The organism is Variovorax sp. GW821-FHT09D05, assembly GCF_059416325.1.
The window spans coordinates 38,395-56,013 of record NZ_JBWKOZ010000006.1; the positions used below are offsets into that span (position 1 = coordinate 38,395).

General features: G+C 63.0%; 10 protein-coding genes. 1 reads left to right on the plus strand and 9 read right to left on the minus strand.

Going from position 1 to position 17,619, the window contains the following annotated elements; all coding sequences use genetic code 11:
• Window positions 1-198: 198 nt before the first annotated feature.
• The 8 genes from AC07O3_RS17140 to AC07O3_RS17175 form a co-directional block, all read right to left on the minus strand.
• Window positions 199-477, minus strand: coding sequence for a DUF7710 domain-containing protein (locus tag AC07O3_RS17140; RefSeq protein ID WP_093081525.1), 279 nt, complete (start codon window positions 475-477; stop codon window positions 199-201).
• Window positions 474-5,138 (minus strand): RHS repeat-associated core domain-containing protein, encoded by a 4,665-nt coding sequence (locus AC07O3_RS17145; RefSeq protein WP_495339898.1) that lies wholly within the window; start codon window positions 5,136-5,138, stop codon window positions 474-476. Before AC07O3_RS17145 ends, AC07O3_RS17140 begins: the two co-directional genes overlap by 4 nt.
• 50 nt (window positions 5,139-5,188) lie before the next feature.
• On the minus strand, window positions 5,189-5,584 hold the full coding sequence (locus AC07O3_RS17150; protein ID WP_495339899.1) for a hypothetical protein: 396 nt from the start codon (window positions 5,582-5,584) through the stop codon (window positions 5,189-5,191).
• A gap of 41 nt (window positions 5,585-5,625) precedes the next feature.
• Window positions 5,626-6,120 (minus strand): pentapeptide repeat-containing protein, encoded by a 495-nt coding sequence (locus AC07O3_RS17155; RefSeq protein ID WP_093050581.1) that lies wholly within the window; start codon window positions 6,118-6,120, stop codon window positions 5,626-5,628.
• A 27-nt stretch (window positions 6,121-6,147) separates the two neighbouring features.
• Window positions 6,148-6,402, minus strand: coding sequence for a hypothetical protein (locus tag AC07O3_RS17160; RefSeq protein ID WP_093050584.1), 255 nt, complete (start codon window positions 6,400-6,402; stop codon window positions 6,148-6,150).
• A gap of 87 nt (window positions 6,403-6,489) precedes the next feature.
• Complete coding sequence (locus tag AC07O3_RS17165; protein WP_093050587.1) at window positions 6,490-6,822, minus strand: hypothetical protein; 333 nt, start codon at window positions 6,820-6,822, stop codon at window positions 6,490-6,492.
• Between the two features lie 28 nt (window positions 6,823-6,850).
• Complete coding sequence (locus AC07O3_RS17170) at window positions 6,851-11,683, minus strand: RHS repeat-associated core domain-containing protein (RefSeq protein WP_495339900.1); 4,833 nt, start codon at window positions 11,681-11,683, stop codon at window positions 6,851-6,853.
• A gap of 61 nt (window positions 11,684-11,744) precedes the next feature.
• Window positions 11,745-14,741, minus strand: a complete 2,997-nt coding sequence (locus tag AC07O3_RS17175) for a type VI secretion system Vgr family protein (RefSeq protein ID WP_495339901.1) — start codon at window positions 14,739-14,741, stop codon at window positions 11,745-11,747.
• 358 nt (window positions 14,742-15,099) lie between these two features.
• Between AC07O3_RS17175 and AC07O3_RS17180 the strand changes: the two genes are divergently transcribed.
• A complete protein-coding gene (locus AC07O3_RS17180) occupies window positions 15,100-15,309 on the plus strand; it encodes a hypothetical protein (RefSeq protein WP_495339902.1) in 210 nt (69 codons plus the stop codon).
• Between the two features lie 25 nt (window positions 15,310-15,334).
• Here the strand turns inward: AC07O3_RS17180 and AC07O3_RS17185 are convergent, their stop codons facing one another.
• Entirely contained in the window at window positions 15,335-17,551 is a 2,217-nt protein-coding gene (locus tag AC07O3_RS17185) for a LamG-like jellyroll fold domain-containing protein (protein WP_495339903.1), read from the minus strand.
• Window positions 17,552-17,619 lie beyond the last annotated feature (68 nt).

Genomic DNA, 17,619 nt, shown 5'->3' on the forward strand with positions numbered 1-17,619 from the left:
TCAGGCTGCATGCTGGAGCGTCACCTTTAATCGTTAGCTTCTGCCTGTGATACCGAGGGTTCCCAGCCCATTCAAGCCTTGACGCTAGCACATCAAACTCAACATAGTCGCGCCCACAGCCTTGTCCAGTCTGATACTTCTCTTCGGCATAACGAGGTGCATGTTGAATTCCGCCGATCTCTGACCCATCAACACCAATTAATCAAAAATTCCATTTTCAAAATGCATATGCTCTTGCGCGGCGCTCGAAAATTTTCCTATAAACTCCGGCGTTGAATCTTTTTCTGATTTCACTTTGAAATTACCACTTTCAATTGCCCACTCATAAACCGAAATACCCACTGGATATTTAGTCAAGACCCCAGTCAATGCATGCTTTTTTATCCAACCGAACGCATCCTCTTTGACCAGGAAAACCGCCGAAGGGAATTTCGCATTTACCCCATTGAAAACCCAAACTTCCTTAATCTCAGTCATTCACACTCCTCGGGTAAGTTACTATAACGATGCCATCGCTGAATTCTATCGACAGACGATCTTAACTTTGCCTTGTTATTTTCAATAAAATCCCGTTGAGTGGCAGTTAATTCCTCAGACCCATTAATCGGCTTTCCATTTTGCCCAATCTGAATATTCAAACCACCTTCACCTCTCAAATGGAAATGCGCAGGCGCATGATCACCGCTTCGGACATAGTGCTCCAAGCGTAGCCCGCCATCTTGCGCAATAATTTTTTCAGGCAATTTAGGTTCTGTAGAATTTTTCTTGCTTTGGCACGGTTTTTGGCTTTTTTGATCTTTCTTAGCCAAGCCAAGTGGATCCACCCATTGACTGGGATTTGGAGCATATTGGTAAATATTATTTCCGCCATCCAAACCAATTGGATCTCGACTTACGTACCTTCCACTCAAGGGCTCGTAGTAGCGGTGACGGTTGTAGTGCAACCCGGTTTCAGCGTCGAAATATTGACCTTGAAATCGAATCGGATTTGCGATGCCTGCACGGCGCCCCGCCTCGCTGATCGCCTCCCGCGCCTCTCCCCACGCCTTGTACTGCGCAGACCAGGCAACGCTTCCTTCATGATCCGTCAGCTCTTGCGGCGTACCCAGGTGATCGCACTGGTAGAACGCCATCTCCCTCCTGTCGAACGCGCGCGGCACATGCCTGTGCTCGCCGCTCCACAAAGGATCCTGCTCGATGTCGTAGACGCCGCCATTGGCCTGCATCAACGCCTTCGCATCCGTCGTCTCGCTCAGCGCCACTGCGCTTGCCCGGCGCACCTGCACCAGCGGCACGAACGAGTTCGCCTCGTGGATGTAGTGCACGCTCCAGCCGTGCCCGCCGCCCTCTTCGATCGCTGACTTGCTCTGAGTGCTCTCGAACGCGAGCACGTCGCCATCCCAGCCGAACAGCGTCATGGTCTCGCCCGAGCGCTTGGCCAACCGACGCCCTAGCGCGTCGTAGCTGAAGGTGGTGGTGATGCCGCTTTGGTCGGTCGCCGCCGTCATGCGGTTGAAGCCGTCCCACGCGAAGACGGTCCGCCAGCCGTTGCGCACGCGCTCGGTCATGTTGCCGCGTTCGTCGTAGCGGTAGCTGGTGCCCGCGTAGCTCTTCAGCAGGTTGTCCAGCAGTTTGTTGGCTGGATGCCTGAGCGGGTCGCTGGTCGGCAAAGCGTCGACGATGTTGCCTGCGGGATCGAAGGCGAAGATCTCGCGTCCGACGCGGCTATTGGCTTCGAGCAGGCGGCCCACCGGGTCGTAGCGGTAGCTGAGGTTGCCGCGCCGGCTGTCGCCGATGGCCACCAGTTGGCCGGTCTTGTCATAGCTGTAGCTACGCTGAATGCCCGCTGCCTCGATGGCACCGGGCCTGGTGCGCGAGATCTGCTGTTCGAGCAACCGCCCAGCCGGGTCGTACTTCTGCCGCTGGCTCAGACCATTGCCCTGCTCCCGCGCAACCTCACGGTGCAGGTCATCGCGCTCGAAGCCAAGGATGTCCTGGCCGTCGAGCATCAGCCCGTGCACATGGCCGGAGCCGTACGTCAACCACTGGGTCACGTGGCCGTCGGGTCGCACGGTGGCGATGCGCTGGTTGAGTTCGTCGTAGCGGTGCTGCCAGACCGCCGTGCGCTTGCGCTCCAGGTAGTGGTGATGCTCGCGCGTCAGGTTGCCGGCCGGGTCGTAGAACCACTGCAGGCGTGCGTCGCTGTTGGTCGCCTCGAGCAGGCGGCCGTTGCGGTCGTAGGCAAAGCGCTCCGACTGATCGCCGGCTCGGCGTTCGCTCAAACGGCCGAGCGGATCGAACTCGAGTTCGGTGCGGTGCCCCGCTTCGATCACCCCGGCGAGGACACCGGTGGTCTCCTCATGGATGTACTGCGTGGTCTTGCGGTCGAAGCCGGTTTCCTCGAGCAGGCGGCCCACCGGGTCATAGCGGAAGTCGTAGCGACTGCCGTTCTCGTTGTGCAGCTCGGTCAGGCGGCCCAGCAGGTCCCAGTAGTACTTGAGCGAGCGGCCTGCGGCGTCGGTGCGACCGGCGATCAGCCCGGCGCGCGTGTAGCTGTAGCGCGTGGCTCGTCCGAGCGCGTCTGTGTGCGTCAGCAGGCGGCCTTCGGCATCGTGCTCGAAATGCTCGCTCGTCTCGTCGGGCTGCACGATCTGTTCGAGCTGGCCGGCTGTGTAGCGATAGCCGGTGGTGTTGCCAGCGGCGTCGGTCGCCTTGGCAAGACGCCCCCTTTCGTCGTACTCCCAGCGGCTGGTCTTGGCAGAGCAGTCGGTGTAGCTGAGCAGTTGCCCCGACGGGGAATAGGCGAGCGCCTTCACGCCGCCCTTCGCATCGGTGATCCGCACGGGCCTGCCGGCCTTGTCGTAGGCGTACTCGGTCTTGTGGCCGAGCGGATCGATCTCTTCCGTGAGATGGCCCTGTGCGTCGTAGTCACGCTTCCAAACGCCGCCTTCGGCATCGAGGATGCCCGTGAGGCGATGCAGCTTGTCGTACTCGAAATACACACGGCTGCCGTCGGCGCGCGTGTGCGTCTGCAAGTTGCCGTCTTCGTCGTACGTGTAGTCGTCGGTGCTGCCGTCGGTGTGCACGTGGCGCGTGATGTTCTTCGCGTCGTCGCGGAAGAACCATTCCTGCAGCTTGTCTGGGTGAATGATGCGGTAGGTGTAGCCCTGGATGTCGTAGTAGTGCCAGGTCTCGCCGCCCAGCGCGTCGGTCACGTAGGTCAGGCGGATGTTCTTGTCCCACTCCAGCGCGAGCGCGAAGCTGCCGTCGTCCGACCACTCGCGCACGGCCTTGGCGTCTGCGCCGGTGCCGTTGTATTCGAGGTTCATGCCTCGGCCGGTGCGGTCGGTGTAGCGGGTCACGAGATGGTGCGCGTAGGTGTAGCTCCAGCTTTCGCCGTTTTCATCCTGCGCGGCGACGAGGTCACCTTCTGCGTCGTGCGTGTAGGCGGCCAGTTGACGAATGACCTGGCCGTCCTTCAGCTCCCACAGCGACTTGATCAGGCCGGTCTGCGCATCCGGCTGCGTGCCCACGTGCGCCATGACAGCTTCGCCCTGCTTGCTGATGATGTCGCTCAGCACGCGTTCGCCGGTCGAGGCGATCACGTGGTCGTAGCGCAGGCCGATGGACATGCCGTCTTTCGCCTGCTGCGCGACGAGCCGGAAGTGCTGCTGCTTGCTGTCGACGTACTCGTAAATCTCCCGCCACTCGCTCTGCTCGCCTGCGGGCAATGGCTTGCCGAAGTCAAGTACCAACAGGCTCTCGTTCAGCCGCGAGATGCTGACCTCTTCGATGGCATCGAAATGCGTCTGCCCCACCTCCAGCAGCGGGTAGGCGTGGCTGCGCCCGTCGGCTGCGTGATACACCAAGCTCGCCTGTCCCTGGCGTGCGCCGCGCACTGGCGTGGCAACGTCCACCCGCATGCTGTAAGGCGTGATCCACCGGGCCCCCAGGCTGCCGCGGTCGAAGGCCTCGAGGTCGCTGGCATAGGTGCGCGCCCACTCGATCGCAAGCGGCGCGGCGAGCACGAAATCGGTGTGCGTGAAGCTCTCGTTGCCGGTGGCAAGACTGATGGAAGCGCCCTTGCGCGCGGGGGCGGGGCAGTTCTTGCAGCCCGAAGTTCCCTGCGCCGGTGCCTGCTTGCTGATGTGTCCAAGCGGCGTGCCCGGATTGTCCTTCTCTGCCTTGGCGCCCGCCTGCGGCGGCACGATGGCCGCGCGCTTCCCCTTCTTGCGCAGCAGTGCATCCCGCAGCTTGTGCAGCAGCCACATGATGCTGGCCTGAGCCTCCTTGTTGGCCAGCGCCGACAGTTGGCTGCGAAGCAGGCGCTTGAAATCCAGCATCTGCGTGATCACGCCGTTGACCTTGCCGGCAACGCCCGCGGGCAGCTGGCTGGCGGCCGTCTTGGCGACATAGTTCGCCGACTGCTTGGTGTAGCGCACGGCCGTGCCCCACATGCGGCTCCAGGTACTCTGCGTTTTCGGATCGTGCACGCGCGTTTCCGTCGCACCGGGCTTCGCGACGTCGAACAAATCCTTCTGGCCCAGCACGCGCCGCAGGATGTCCACCAGGTTGTCGATGATCTTGTCGGCAAGGTCGGCGCAGCTCTTGAGAATGCCGTCGAGCTTGTCGATGGCACCATCGATGAACTTGTCGAGCTCGCCCATGATGGTGGCGTTCAGGTGCCCTACCAGCGTCGTGACGATGGCTTCGCCCAGGTTCGAGGCGGCCGCCTTCAGCTCCTGCTTCACCAGATGCAGCGTGGGCCGCAGGCTCATGCGCGCTGCAGCCATGCTCGGCGGCAACGGGATCAGCCCGATCAGGTTGATGCCCAGGCTGACCCAGGTCAGGAATGCCTCGACCCCGTCCTTGGCCTTCTTCTCGACGATATTGATGATGTCCAGGAACACATCCACCAACGCCATGATGTTGCCGATGATCGGAATGCTGCCAAGCACCATCGTGAGGCGCTCCAGCGTCACGTAGCCGCCACTGAACGAACGCAACCAATCGTCCACCGCCTTGCTTGCGGCGGCGATGTCTTCCTTGACGATGGTGTTCAGCGGCGCTACCGCCGTCTGGGGTTCTCTCTCAGTTGGTTTCTGGCCTTGTTGTTGCGGGCCTTCGTTTCCTGCCATCTTCTCTCCCTGCCTCGAACTGGTACGTTGCCTTTGCTGCGGATGCGGCTTCAGGGCCGGATCACGCAGTCCTTCATCGTGAGAAACGCCGAGCCCATCGCAAAGCCGACCTCGCAGCTCGCAGTGAACTTCGCACCGCTGCTCATCTCGCCCATCTTCTGGTTCTGTGCGTCGTCCGCCGGGGTCAGGCGCGCCAGTTCCTGATTGCTGCGCACATCGGCGGCGCGGATCATCGACGTACCGCCGAAGGAATCAGACGCTTCGACAACCACAGCCGGGAACTGCACACGCTTGCCGTACTCCGGCATGCCGAGCGCGCGGCGGCCCTGCTTCTCGTAACTCTGGTGCAGCTTGGTCAGCGTGGTTTTCGTTTCCGTTTGCGCCAAGCACAGAGAGACGGCGCCCAGGAGGGCAGTGGCGATAAAGACGGTCTTGATGTTTTTCATGAACATGGAATCGATGAAGTGATGGCGTTGCCCGTCAGGGCTCAATTGATATTCGCGCCCTGAAACTCGAGCTGCTCGAATGTGCTGCCCGTGAAGTCCACGCTGCGCCCCTGCAGTCCCTGCGCACGCACCACGGTGCCGCCGCAGTTCAGCACCCCGACGTCGTTCCAGTGGCCGCCCGCGAAGCTGATGTCGTCCCACTGACATTGCGTGAAGGTGCTGGTACTGATGCTGCCGCCATCGAAGTTGGCGCGCGTGAAGCTGCAGTTGATGAAAGTGCAGCCGGTGATCGAAATGCCGCCGAAGTCGCACTGCGTGAAGCTGCAGCCCGTGAACTGGCAGGCGCTCCAGCCCGCCTGCTTGAAGCTGGTGGCGGTGAAACTGGTGCCGGTGAAGGTCGTTGCGGCGAACTGAGCGAGCCCCAGGTCGAGCCCTGCATAAGCGAAGCTGTCGGCCTGACCCACGAGCCCGGCGGGCGCACCGCCCGCGCCTTTGCGCCACATGTCGTGGGCGAGGATGATGACTTGAGAAGACATGTCGAATCCTTGGATGACGCCGTCGACTCAACGCGAGAGCTGCTTCCGGAGGATCCGGCCAGCGCGCTTCTCGATCAGCAGGCTGGGTTCGGGCAGGCCCGGCAAGGCGCCCCGATGGCCTTGCGGCTTGCCCTTCGCCACCCACGACGCGCTGTAGTCGTCGGATTCTTCGGCCAGGACGAGTTTGTAGTTTGCGAGCTGCAGGCCTGAAGACCTTGCATCTTCACAGGCTGCCGCAATCGCCTGCGCCGCCAGACCATCAACTTCGATGGTTTCGTTCATTCTCATTCTTCCTCCCTCTGCAAAATTGAAAGCACCGAGTCCAGGCAGGCGCAACGTCTTTCGAGCCAGACCCGGTGCCGAGCGTCATTACCGGCTTCCTTGCTCCCGGAGTATTTCGCCCGTGGTTTTGGAGGCGATGTACGTAATCGACCGCCCCAGCTTGCTGGCGTTGCCAAGCCCCTTCTGCCCCGGAGGCAGCTTGGCGGTGAACGCAATGCCGATGGTGTTGACTCCGTTCTCGTCTTCGCCGTTTTCCTTTTTCCTCTCGGCGATGTGAACGTTGAAATTGTTCAGGTCCTGCCCGGTCTTCTCGAACAGCTTGTACGCGTTGCCCAACGCAACGACCACAGGTGTATTGAGCAGCAGCTGATCCGGCGACTCGACTTCGAAGATGGGTGCGGCAGAGGCATTGAAGTTCATGAAAATTCCCAACGCAATGATCAGGCCCTTAAAGCCTGTAGGTTTGATTCGCCTTCGGGTTGTAGCCCTTGTAGCCGTCGCTTGGCGTGCCGACGTAGCCTCGGTAGTCCGGATGATCATGTTGCATTCCTGCTTTGGCGGCGTCCTTGTCTTCGGGAGAGAAGTTGTTGCTTCCGTAGTAGTCCTTGGCCCGCGTTGTGCGATTCCCGTATTGATCCGAGTGATCCCCATGGGTGTGCCAGTAGCCCACTTCCTGGGCGCACTTCGGAATGCTCTTGGCCGTAGGGCCCCAGGGGTTGACGGTGTCCTTCTCGCCCCTGGTCGCCTTGGTGAAGTCGTATTTGCCATCCGGCGTCTTGTAGACCAGGCCGCCGTACTCCACGTTGTCTCGAATGGACTTGTCGTTGTAACGCATCATCGCCGCCTTGGCCGCGCCGTCCGCCGTGGCGAAACGGCCTCCCTTGGCTGTCTTGCATTTGACAGGCGCAGCTTGCAAGCCCAACGGGTCGACCCACGCCACGGGATTGGGCACGTATGCATGGGTGTTAAGACCGCCGCCCAAGCCCAACGGATCGCTGCTGATGAATCTGCCAGCCTGCGGATCGTAGTAACGATGCCTGTTGTAGTGCAGCCCGGTCTCATCGTCCAGGTACTGTCCCTGGAAACGGATCGGGTTGGCAAAGCCGGCCCGTCTTCCTGCTTCGCTGATGACCTCTCTTGCCTCGCCCCATGCCTTGTACTGCGCCGACCAGGCAACCTGGCCTTCATGATCCGTCAGCTCCTGGGGCGTGCCGAGGTGATCGCACTGGTAGAAAGCAATCTCCTCCTTCGCGAAGGCACCCGGCCTCGGCAGTTGCTCGCCGTTCCACAGCGGGTCCTGCTCGATGTCGTACTCCCCGCCATTGGCATCCATCAGCGTTTTCACGTCCGTGGTCGAGCTCAGCGCGACGGCTCGCGCTTGCCTGATCTGCACCAGCGGCACAAACGAATCCGGCTCGTGGATGTAGTGGACGCTCCAGCCCCGGCCCTGCCGCTCGCTCTCGCCGGCCATGCTCTGCGTGCTCTCGAAGGCCAGCGTGTCGCCGTCCCAGCCGAACAGCGTCATGGCTTCGCGTGAGCGCTTGGCGATGCGTCGCCCCACAGGGTCATAGCTGAAGGTGGTGGAGCCCTCTTCGCTTGTGGCCGCGGTCATGCGGTTGAAGCCGTTCCACTCGAAGACCGTTTTCTTCCCGTTCCTGACACGCTCGATCAGGTTTCCGCGCTTGTCGTAGCGGTAGGTGGTGCCCGCGTATTCCTTCAGCAGGTTGTCCAACAGCTTGCTGACTGCGCGCAGGCCTTGCGGCGCATCGCCACGTGCGGCGTCGGCGATGTTGCCGGCCGGGTCGAATGCAAAGGTCTCGCGGCCCAGGCGGCTGTTGGCTTCGAGCAGGCGGCCCACGGGGTCATACCTGTAGTTCAGATTGCCGCGCCGGCTGTCCCCGATGGCGGTCAGCTGACCGGCCTTGTCGTAGCCATAGCTCCGGCGAAGACTCAGTGCGCCAACGGCGTCCGGCTTCGCATGCGATATCTGCTGCTCCAGCAACCTGCCGGCAGGGTCGTACCTCAGCCGCTGGCTCAGGCCATTGCCCTGCGTTCGGCCGATCTCCCGATGAAGATCGTCGCGTTCGAATCCCAGGATGTCCTGTCCATCGACAAGCAAGCCATGCACGTGGCCCGAACCGTAGGTCAGCCATTGCGTGACATGGCCGTCGGGGCGAATGGTCGCAATGCGCTGGTTGAGCTCGTCGTAGCGGTGCTGCCAGACTGCCGTCTGCGCACTGGCCAGATGGTGCTGGTGCTCGCGCGTCAGGTTCCCGGCGGGATCGTAGAACCACTGCAACCTTGCGTCGGAATTGACTGCTTCGATCAACATGCCGTTGAGATCGAAGGCAAAGGTCTCGACCTGCCCCTCGCCCGCATTGCGCTCGACGAGGCGCCCCATCGGATCGAAACGGAATCGCGTCGTGTGCGCCTGCGCCTCGACGACTTGCACCAGCGCGCCGGTGGATTCCTCGTAGAGGTACTGCCTGCGTTGCCTGTCGAAGCCGGTTTCCTCCAGCAGTCTTCCCGCCGGGTCGTAGCTGAAGTTGTAGCGGCTGCCGTTTTCATTGCGCAGTTCAGTCAGGCGCCCCAGCAGATCCCAGTGGTATTGCAGCGTCTGGCCCGCGGCATCAGTGCGTCCGGCCACGAGCCCGGCGCGGTTGTAGCTATAGCGAGTACGACGACCCAACGCATCGGTGTGAGCGAGCAAGCGCCCTTCGGCGTCATGCGTGAAGTGCTCGCGGGTCTGGTCGGGCAGGGAGACTTCTTCGAGCTGCCCCGGATGATTGCCATCGCTCCTTGAAGCAGCTTCGCCTTCCGGGGTGTAGCGATATCGGGTGGCCTGCCCTGCCGCATCGATGGTTTTGGTCAGCCGCCCGCGACTGTCGTACTCCCACCGGCTGGTCTTTCCCGAGCAGTCGGTGTAGCTGGCTAACTGGCCAGCAGGTGTGTACGTCAGCTGTTTCGAACCGCCCTTGGCATCGGTGATGCACGCCGGCCGGCCGGCCTTGTCGTAGGCGTACTCGGTCTTGTGACCCAACGGGTCGATCTCTTCGGTGAGATGACCCTGTGCGTCGTAGTCGCGCTTCCAGATGCTGCCTTCGGCGTCGCGCAAGCCCGTCAGGCGATTCAGCCGGTCGTATTCGAAATGAACACGGCTGCCATCGGCCCGCGTGTGCATTTGCAGGTTGCCGGCGACGTCGTAGGTGTAGTCGTCGGTGCTGCCGTCTGTGTGTACATGACGGGTGACGTTCTTGGCGTCATCGCGGAAGAACCATTCCTGCAGCTTGTCGGGATAGATGATGCGGTAGGTGTAGCCCAGGATGTCGTAGTAGAACCATGTCTCGCCGCCCAGGGCATCGGTCACGTAGGTCAGGCGGATGTTCTTGTCCCACTCGAACTTCAGTGCAAAGCTGCCATCGTCGGACCACTCGCGCACCGCCTTGGCATCGGCGCCAGTGCCGTTGTATTCGAGGTTCATGCCGCGGCCGGTGCGATCGGTGTAGCGGGTCACGAGGTGATGGCTGTAGCTGTAGCTCCAGCTGGCGCCGTTCTCGTCCTTCGCGGACACGAGATCGCGTTCTGCATCGTGCGTGTAGGCGGCAAGCTGGCGCACGACCTGGCCGTCCTTCAACTCCCACAGAGACTTGATCAGGCCCGTGCGCGCATCGGGCTGCGTGCCCACGTGCGCCATGATGGCTTCGCCTTGCCTGCTGATGATGTCGCTCAGCACCTGCTCGCCCGTGTCCGAGATCACATGGTCATAGCGCAGGCCGATGGAGGCGCCGTCCCTGGCTTGCAGCGTCACAAGCCGATAGTGCGACCGGCCTTCCACAAGCTCGTAGATCTCACGCCAGTTGCCCTGCTCACCCAGAGGCAGTGGCTTGCCGAAGTCCAGCGTCAGCAGCGCCTCGCTCAGACGAGAGACGGTCACCTCCTCGACGGAATCCCGATAGACCTGGCCCACTGCCAGCAAAGGGTAGGCGTGGCTGCGGCCATCGGCTGCGTGATAGACCAGACTCGGTTGGCCCTTGCGCTCGCCCCTGACTGGTGTCATCAGCTCCACGCGCGTGCTGTAGGGCGTGAGCCAGCGCGCGCCCAGGATGCCGCGGTCGTAGGCATCGAGCTGGCTGCGGTAGGTGCGCGCCCATTCGATCGGCAACGGCGCAGCGAGCACGAAGTCTGTGTGGGTGAAGCTCTCGCAGCCGGTGACCAGGCTGATCGATTTGCCAAGCGCAACAGGCGCCGGGCAATTCTTGCAGCCTGCGTCCTTCTGGCCGTCCGCCTGCTTGCCAATGTGGCCGAGCTGGTCGCCCGGCTTGTCCTTCTGGGCCACCGCGCCGGCGTTCGGCGAGACGATCGCGCCGCGCTGTCCCTTCTTGCGCTGGATGGCAGCCAGCAGCTTGTGCAGCAGCCACATGATGCTGGCCTGCGCCTCCTTGTCGGCCAGGCGCACGAGCTGGTTTCTAAAGGTCTTCTTGAAGTCCAGCAGACTCCCGATCACGCCGTTGACCTGTACCGCCACGCCATCGGGTAAGTGGTTGGCCGCCGTCTTTGCAACGTAGTTGGCCGACTGCTTCGTGTACTTGACGGCACTGCCCCACAACCGGTTCCACGTGCTCTGGGTCTTCGGGTCGTGCACGCTGGTTTCCGCCACGACGGGCGTACTGACCGTGAACATGTCCTTCTGGCCCAGCACCCGCTGCAGGATGTCGACCAGGTTGTCCACGATGCTGTCGCCCAGCTTGGCGCAGCCTTGCAACATGTCTCCAAGCTTGGCGATGGCACCGTCGATGAAGACCTCCAGCTCGCCGACGATGGTGGCGTTCAGGTGTCCTACCAGCGTCGTGACGATGGCTTCGCCCAGGTTCGAGGCGGCCGCCTTCAGCTCCTGCCTCACCAGATGCAGCGTGGGGCGCAGGCTCATGCGCGCTGCCGCCATGCTCGGCGGCAACGGGATCAACCCGATCAGGTTGATGCCCAGGCTGACCCAGTTCAGGAAAGCGTCGATCCCGTCCTTGGCCTTCTTCTCGACGATGTTGATGATGTCCAGGAACACATCCACCAACGCCATGATGTTGCCAACGATCGGGATGCTCCCCAGCACCATCGTCAACCGCTCCAGCGTGACGTAGCCGCCGCTGAACGAACGCAGCCAGTCGTCCACCGCCTTGCTCGCGGCGGCGATGTCTTCCGTGACGATGGTGTTCAGTGGCGCAACCGCCGTCTGGGGTTCGCGCTCCGTCGCCTGCGGCGTCGGCGCTGCTTCCGGTCCTGCCATTTTTTCTTGTTCTCTTCGAGCTTGCGCGTTGGGTTGGTGGAGTGCGGCGCGCCGCGGCGGGTCAGCCCATGAAGCCTGGTGTTCGGCCTGTCAGTGCAGGGTTGGCGGCAGCTGTTGCAACGCCCGGCTTCATGCCACCCGAAGCCATGCCGCTCATCACACCGGTGATCGGCGCACCCATCGGCCCCAGCTTGGCGCCGGCCGCCTGGATCGCCATGCCGGTTGCTGCCTGGCTCGCCTGGCCGAGCAACGCCTTGGCGCCCCCTTGCTGGATGGCCTGCGCTGCACCCACAGCCTGCTGCGCGACACCGGCCGCCTGGGTTACCTGGCCCAGCGTGCTCGCGGCCTTGCTGCCCATGCCCGCGACACCGGCGAGCGCGCCCGCGGCGCCGCCTGCCGAACCGGTCATGCCCGCAAAGCCGCTGGTCAAGCCCGAAAGCCCTGATACTGCGCCGCCGCCCCCCTCGGCGCCTGCGCCCGTCGCACCCTTTGCCTTCCAGTCCTTGGGCGTGCCGAAGTAGCTCCCCTCCTCCCACGGGTCGCGGGGGTCCTTGCCGAATGTGACCTTGGCGGTGCCGATGGGCAGGCCCGAGACGGTCGCGAACCCGTTGCGGTCGAAGTTGCCGGCGTGCGTGCCGCCTTCCGAATCGACCACGGTGAAGTCGCCCTGCGCCACGCCCTGGCGCTTTTCGCCAGTCGGCTTGATGTACTGGTGGTACAGGTCGAGCTGCCCCTTCGGCACCTGCGGCGGATTGGGCAGCGCAGGCTTGCCCTCGTTGGCGGGCCCGACGAGGCTGTGTACCGATGCATGCTCGCGCCAGATGCCGGAGGTGCCGTGCTCGATCCCGCCCGAACTCCAGCGGCTGTAGCTCGAGCCGCCGTTGATCACCACCTCTTCCTTCGCGTGGATGGTGATCTTGTTGGCGGTCTGCGTGATGTTGAGCTTGGCCAGCACGTTGACGCTGTCCTTCAGCGCCTTGATGTCGATGTCGGCACCGGCCGCCACGAGCCGCATGCCGGCCTTGGAGGCGAACATGCGGATCGCGCTCTGCACGCTCACCAGCAGGCTCTTGCCCGCGCTCACGCTCGTATGGCCACCGCTGGTGAGCGCGCTGTGCTCATTGCTCACGATGTGGGTCGAGCCCTGCGCCACGGTTTGCAGGCCCTTGGCGCTGGCCAATGTCAGGTGCGATTCCTGGAACTCGGGAAAGTCGCCCTGCTCGCGATTGCCGCCCTGTCCCTTGATGGCATCGTTCTGCTCCTTGAGGCTCGTGGTGACCTCGTCCTGGTCGCCGGCCTCGTGGGCCTGTGCACCTTGCGCCACTCCGCTCAGGCCTTCATGCAGATCGCGCGCCTGAGTGAGACGGCCCACCGTCTCGCTCATGTCGGTGATGTGCGCCTGCGCGTTCGCGCGCGCCTCGGTGGTGACCAGCAGCCCCTTGCCCGCACGCACCACCCCATGCCCATCGGTACGCAACTCGAAGCCCTGCCCCCGGGCATCCTTGCGCCCCGCCGTGTCCTCGATGCGCCCGATGTGCCCCACGCTCAGTTGGCTGGCCTGGTGGTCACTGCGCAACTGCGCCTGGATCTTGCCCTGCGTGTCGTCCAGCACGATGTGGTTGCTGCGCCCGCCGCCCAACTCGCGGCTCCTGATGCCCGACAGGTGCTTCTGCTCGGGCAGCTGCCACGCCGGCATGGTGTCGGCGTTGTGCACGCAGCCGGTGACGATCGGGTAGTCGGGGTCGCCGTTCAGAAAGTCGACGATCACCTCCATGCCGATGCGCGGCACGGAGGTCATGCCGAAGGTGGCACCCGCCCACGCGGTGGACACGCGCACCCAGCAGCTGGAGTGTTCGTTCTCCTGCCCGATGCGGTCCCACTGGAACTGCACCTTGATGCGGCCGTACTGGTCGGTCCAGATCTGCTCGCCCTGCGGGCCCACCACCATGGCCGTTTGCGGGCCACGGGTGCGCGGCTTGGCCGTGGTTCGCTGCGGGCGCCAGGCGTAGCTGGTGGGCTGCGCATCGAAGGCGAAGCGCTGCACGGAGCCTTCGGTGCCATCCGCGCCTTCGCTGGCCTGCAGGTTCTCCTGCAGGTGGTAGCTCACGCCCACGAGCAGGTACTGCTGGTTCTGGTCGGCCTTGGGGTGGCCGGTCAGGCGCAGGGTGTGGCCGGTGGCGAGTTCGCGCAGGTTGGCGCGGCCGGTGACGCGGCTGCGCTGGCTCAGCTGTTCTTCGTTGCGGATGCGCGCGTAGGTCTCGCCGTCGCCGTGCTGCACGAAGCCGCCGGGCCATTCGTACTGTTCGTAGGCGTCGTGGTCGTGCCCGGGCGGCATCTGGCGCAGGTGCGACAGTTCGGCCTTGGGCTTCTGGAAGTCGTAGTCGTCGTTGTAGTGATGGCCCGAGCGCACTTCTTCCGCGATCTCCCACGCATAGATGCGCTCGCGCTGGCCCATGCCGGACTTCTCCAGCGGGTGGTAGCGCACTTCTTCCCCGCCGGGCAGCGGGCTGTGCGAGTGGGCGATGTCGTCGGCGAACACGAGCACGTGTTGCGAGGCCTCGTGCCTGAAGTGGTAGTAGATGCCTTCGAGTTCGCACAGGCGCGAGATGAAGTCGAAGTCGCTCTCGTGGTACTGCACGCAGTAGTCCCACTGCCGGTAGTCGCCGCGCGTGAGCTTCTTCTCGATGGGGTAGCCGTAGCTGCCGAGGACTTCCATCACGATGTCGGGCACGCTCTTGCCCTGGAAGATGCGGAAGTCGCTGCGCCGCGTGGCCAGCCACAGCCAGGGGCGCAGGCGCATCCGGTAGAAGGAGTGCCGCGCATCTTCCTGCTCCAGTCCGAAGCGGGTGGCGATGCCGCCCAGGTAGCGCACGCCGCCTTCGGTCTCCACCGACACGGTGGTGGCCTTGCCCAGCAGGGTCTTGGGGTCGATGTTGTTGCTGTTGCCCAGCAACTCGATGTCGAAGGCGTACAGCTGGCTCAGCGCTTCGCGGCCTACCAGCTGGCGGAATTGCAACGCTTCGCCTGCGGGCGTCTGGATCGTTACTCGGCGCGTCATTGCAACGCCCCGTCAGCCCTGTAGCCCCAATTAATTAATAAAGACTTAGAAGATAAGAATATTGTTTTAGCAATGAGCTTCATGCCCACCTCCCGCTGCACATTTTGACAATTATTTTAAATGTTGATTTATCGTAAGAATCGATGCGAAAAATAGATGGCCAATTAAATCAGCATAAAGTTCGCCCCCTGCCACTGCCAGTGCAGGAAGTCACGCGGAGGGGCAATGCGTGATGAATTACTGGTCCGAATCAATTGCCATGCCGGAGAAGGCTCGGCCCGTGATGAGTGAGCACTGGTCGGAAGACTGAAAAGCGAGCCCGAATTGCGCTATTTCCGATGCTCGCCCTTGGCTATGCGTGACGAAGCCACTGCCGGGCCGGGGCTTTGGCGGCAAAAACGCGTCAGGGCGCGTATCGCTGGCCAACCTCGATGAATACGACTACCCGAACATCGGACGGTCGTTGCGCAAACTGGCTTCGGAGTACTTTGCGATCTTAGAGAAGGGGAACGGCAAGGGTCCCGCGAAGACAGCAGCGAAGGCGGGAAAGGCCGGCAAGAAGCAGTAAGCCGGCCTTTCCGTGCCAAGGGGGCTCAGGCCGGCTTGCGTGCCGTGAGCCACTGCGCCGGGGCCAGCGCCGCTGCCACCACGCGGACTTCGCCGATGTTGCCGAAGAAGCCGTCGACACGCTTGAACCCCCACGAGCCATCTGCGAGTTTGCGATCCCACCATGAGCCACCGCCTACGACCCATGGCGATGCGGCCGAGAGCGTGGCCAGCCCTGGATTGGCCGAGACGTTGCGCAAGACCGGCGCTCCTTCGACGTACATCGTGGTGTCGTGCGACACAGGGTCGTTCACGATTGCGATGTGCACCCAGCGATCAGCAATGACCTCACCCGACCAGTTGGTCTTGGGCTTACCCGCGCCAATCGGACTCGGCACCACTTCCCACTGCACCTCGCGCAGGCTGGAAATAGCAAACAACATCGGCGGTGATTCGGGGTCGCCGCCCGAATAGCCGGAGAGTTCGCCACGGCGGCCATCGCGCGTCATGACGTTCATCCATTGATTGTTGTCGGCGGTCCAACTCTTGTCGAGCTTGACGAAGGCTTCGATGGTGTAGCCGTTCTCCAGTGTCTGCGCGTTGATCGGAGCGGCATCCTTGGTCAGGAAATAGCTCATGCGCGGCGGCGCACCATTCTTGTCCCTCATGGTGTTCAGGAAACGCACCGAGCCAGGCGCGGCCGAGAGATAGTGGCGGTCATCGCTCCATACGATGTCTCCCTCCACTGCACCTGCGACCCCGAGTTGGTTCAGCTTGTCTCGGTACAGAGGGTTATTGCCGGTGACGTCGTCGATCTTGGTGTCCACCGGCACCGGCTGATTCGCCGTGCCGCCAAAGAAGCGCCAGTGCGCCAACGTATTCGCCACCTTGGGATAGTCATCCGAGTTCGTGGCGGGCCGTTGTGTGACCGTCGCGGGCTCCTTGTAGTTGGCGAGGATCATCGCGCGGGCCTTGTCCACCAGCGAGCTCTCGATGGTGGCGCTGCCGGTGCCGAAGCTCTTGTTGAAGCCCGCAAAGCGCTGCGCGAAATCCATGTCGATGACAAAGGCCTCGTTGGGCGTGGTGAGCACGGCCTGGTCGAAGCTGTTGAGCGTGGCGGCCGGCTTCTGCGGCACCCACGGCGAGAACGACAGCACCTTGATCTGCTTGTTGGTCAGGTCGAACTCGTAGAGGCGCATCAGGCCGTTGCCGCCCTGGTAGGCCATCTGGTAGTCGACCACCATCTCCTCGACCTTGCGGCCGAAGTCGTTGGTCTTCGTGAGATGCGCGGCGCCATGGTGATGGCCGTTGAGCGTCATGAAGATCTGGTCGTTGTCGCGGATCAGCTTCTCCCAGAGCATCTTGCCGTAGTCGGTCTCGAGCGGGCTGGTGCCGTCGGGCGCGATGTTGAGCAACTGGTGGTTCACCAGGATGACGGGCAACGTCGGGTTCTTCGCAATCACCTGGCGGGCCCAGGCGATGCCTGCGTCAGAAATGCGCCATGACAGCGACAGCACCATGAACTTCTGGCCTTGCGCCTCGAACACGTGGTACTCGTGGAAACCGCTGGGGTCGCGCGCGCCGAAGGTGGCCTGCTTCTTCGCACGCTCCGCGCCGAACCACTGGATGTAGGGCTCGTTGGCGGGAGTACGGCTGGCATCGGTGCCGCCGACCGGGTCGATGCTGTAGTCGATATCTTTCAGCACGTCATGGTTGCCGGCGAGCACGCTGTAGGGCAGCTTCGCGTCTTCGAGCACCTTCATCGCGGCATCGGCCACCTTCCACTGATCGGGCTTGCCGACCTGGTCGACCACGTCGCCAAGGTGGACGGTGAAGGGAATGTTCAGCGCCTTGGCATTGGCGGCGATCCACTTCGTCTGGGCGGCGAAGGGTGCGCTGCCGAAGCGCTTGTCATATTGGTCGCTCTCGGCGGCAGTGGCATAGCGTGCATAGAACTGCGTGTCGGGCATCACGGCGAGCGCGAAGCTTGAGATCTTGGCTGCGACGGCCGGCGGAGCGGGCGGCGGCGCCGATGCCGGGGCGGGTGCAGGCGCCGGCAGCGGGCCCAAGGCGGGTGAACCGCCGCTACCACCGCCGCAGGCCGCGAGCAAGGCGCTGCTGCCGCCAACGGTCAGCAGCGATGCGCCGAGCTTGAGCATCTGGCGGCGCGGCGGCTTGTTGTTGTTCTGTTTGGAATCATTCGATTCGGCAGGCGAAGCAATGCGCGGCGTGCGAGCGCCGCGCGGGTCGTCGGAAACGGACATGGGAAAGGAGGAGAAATTGCGAAGCTCGCAGCGTAGAAAGCTGCGGTGACAGGGGCATGCAAGGCCCA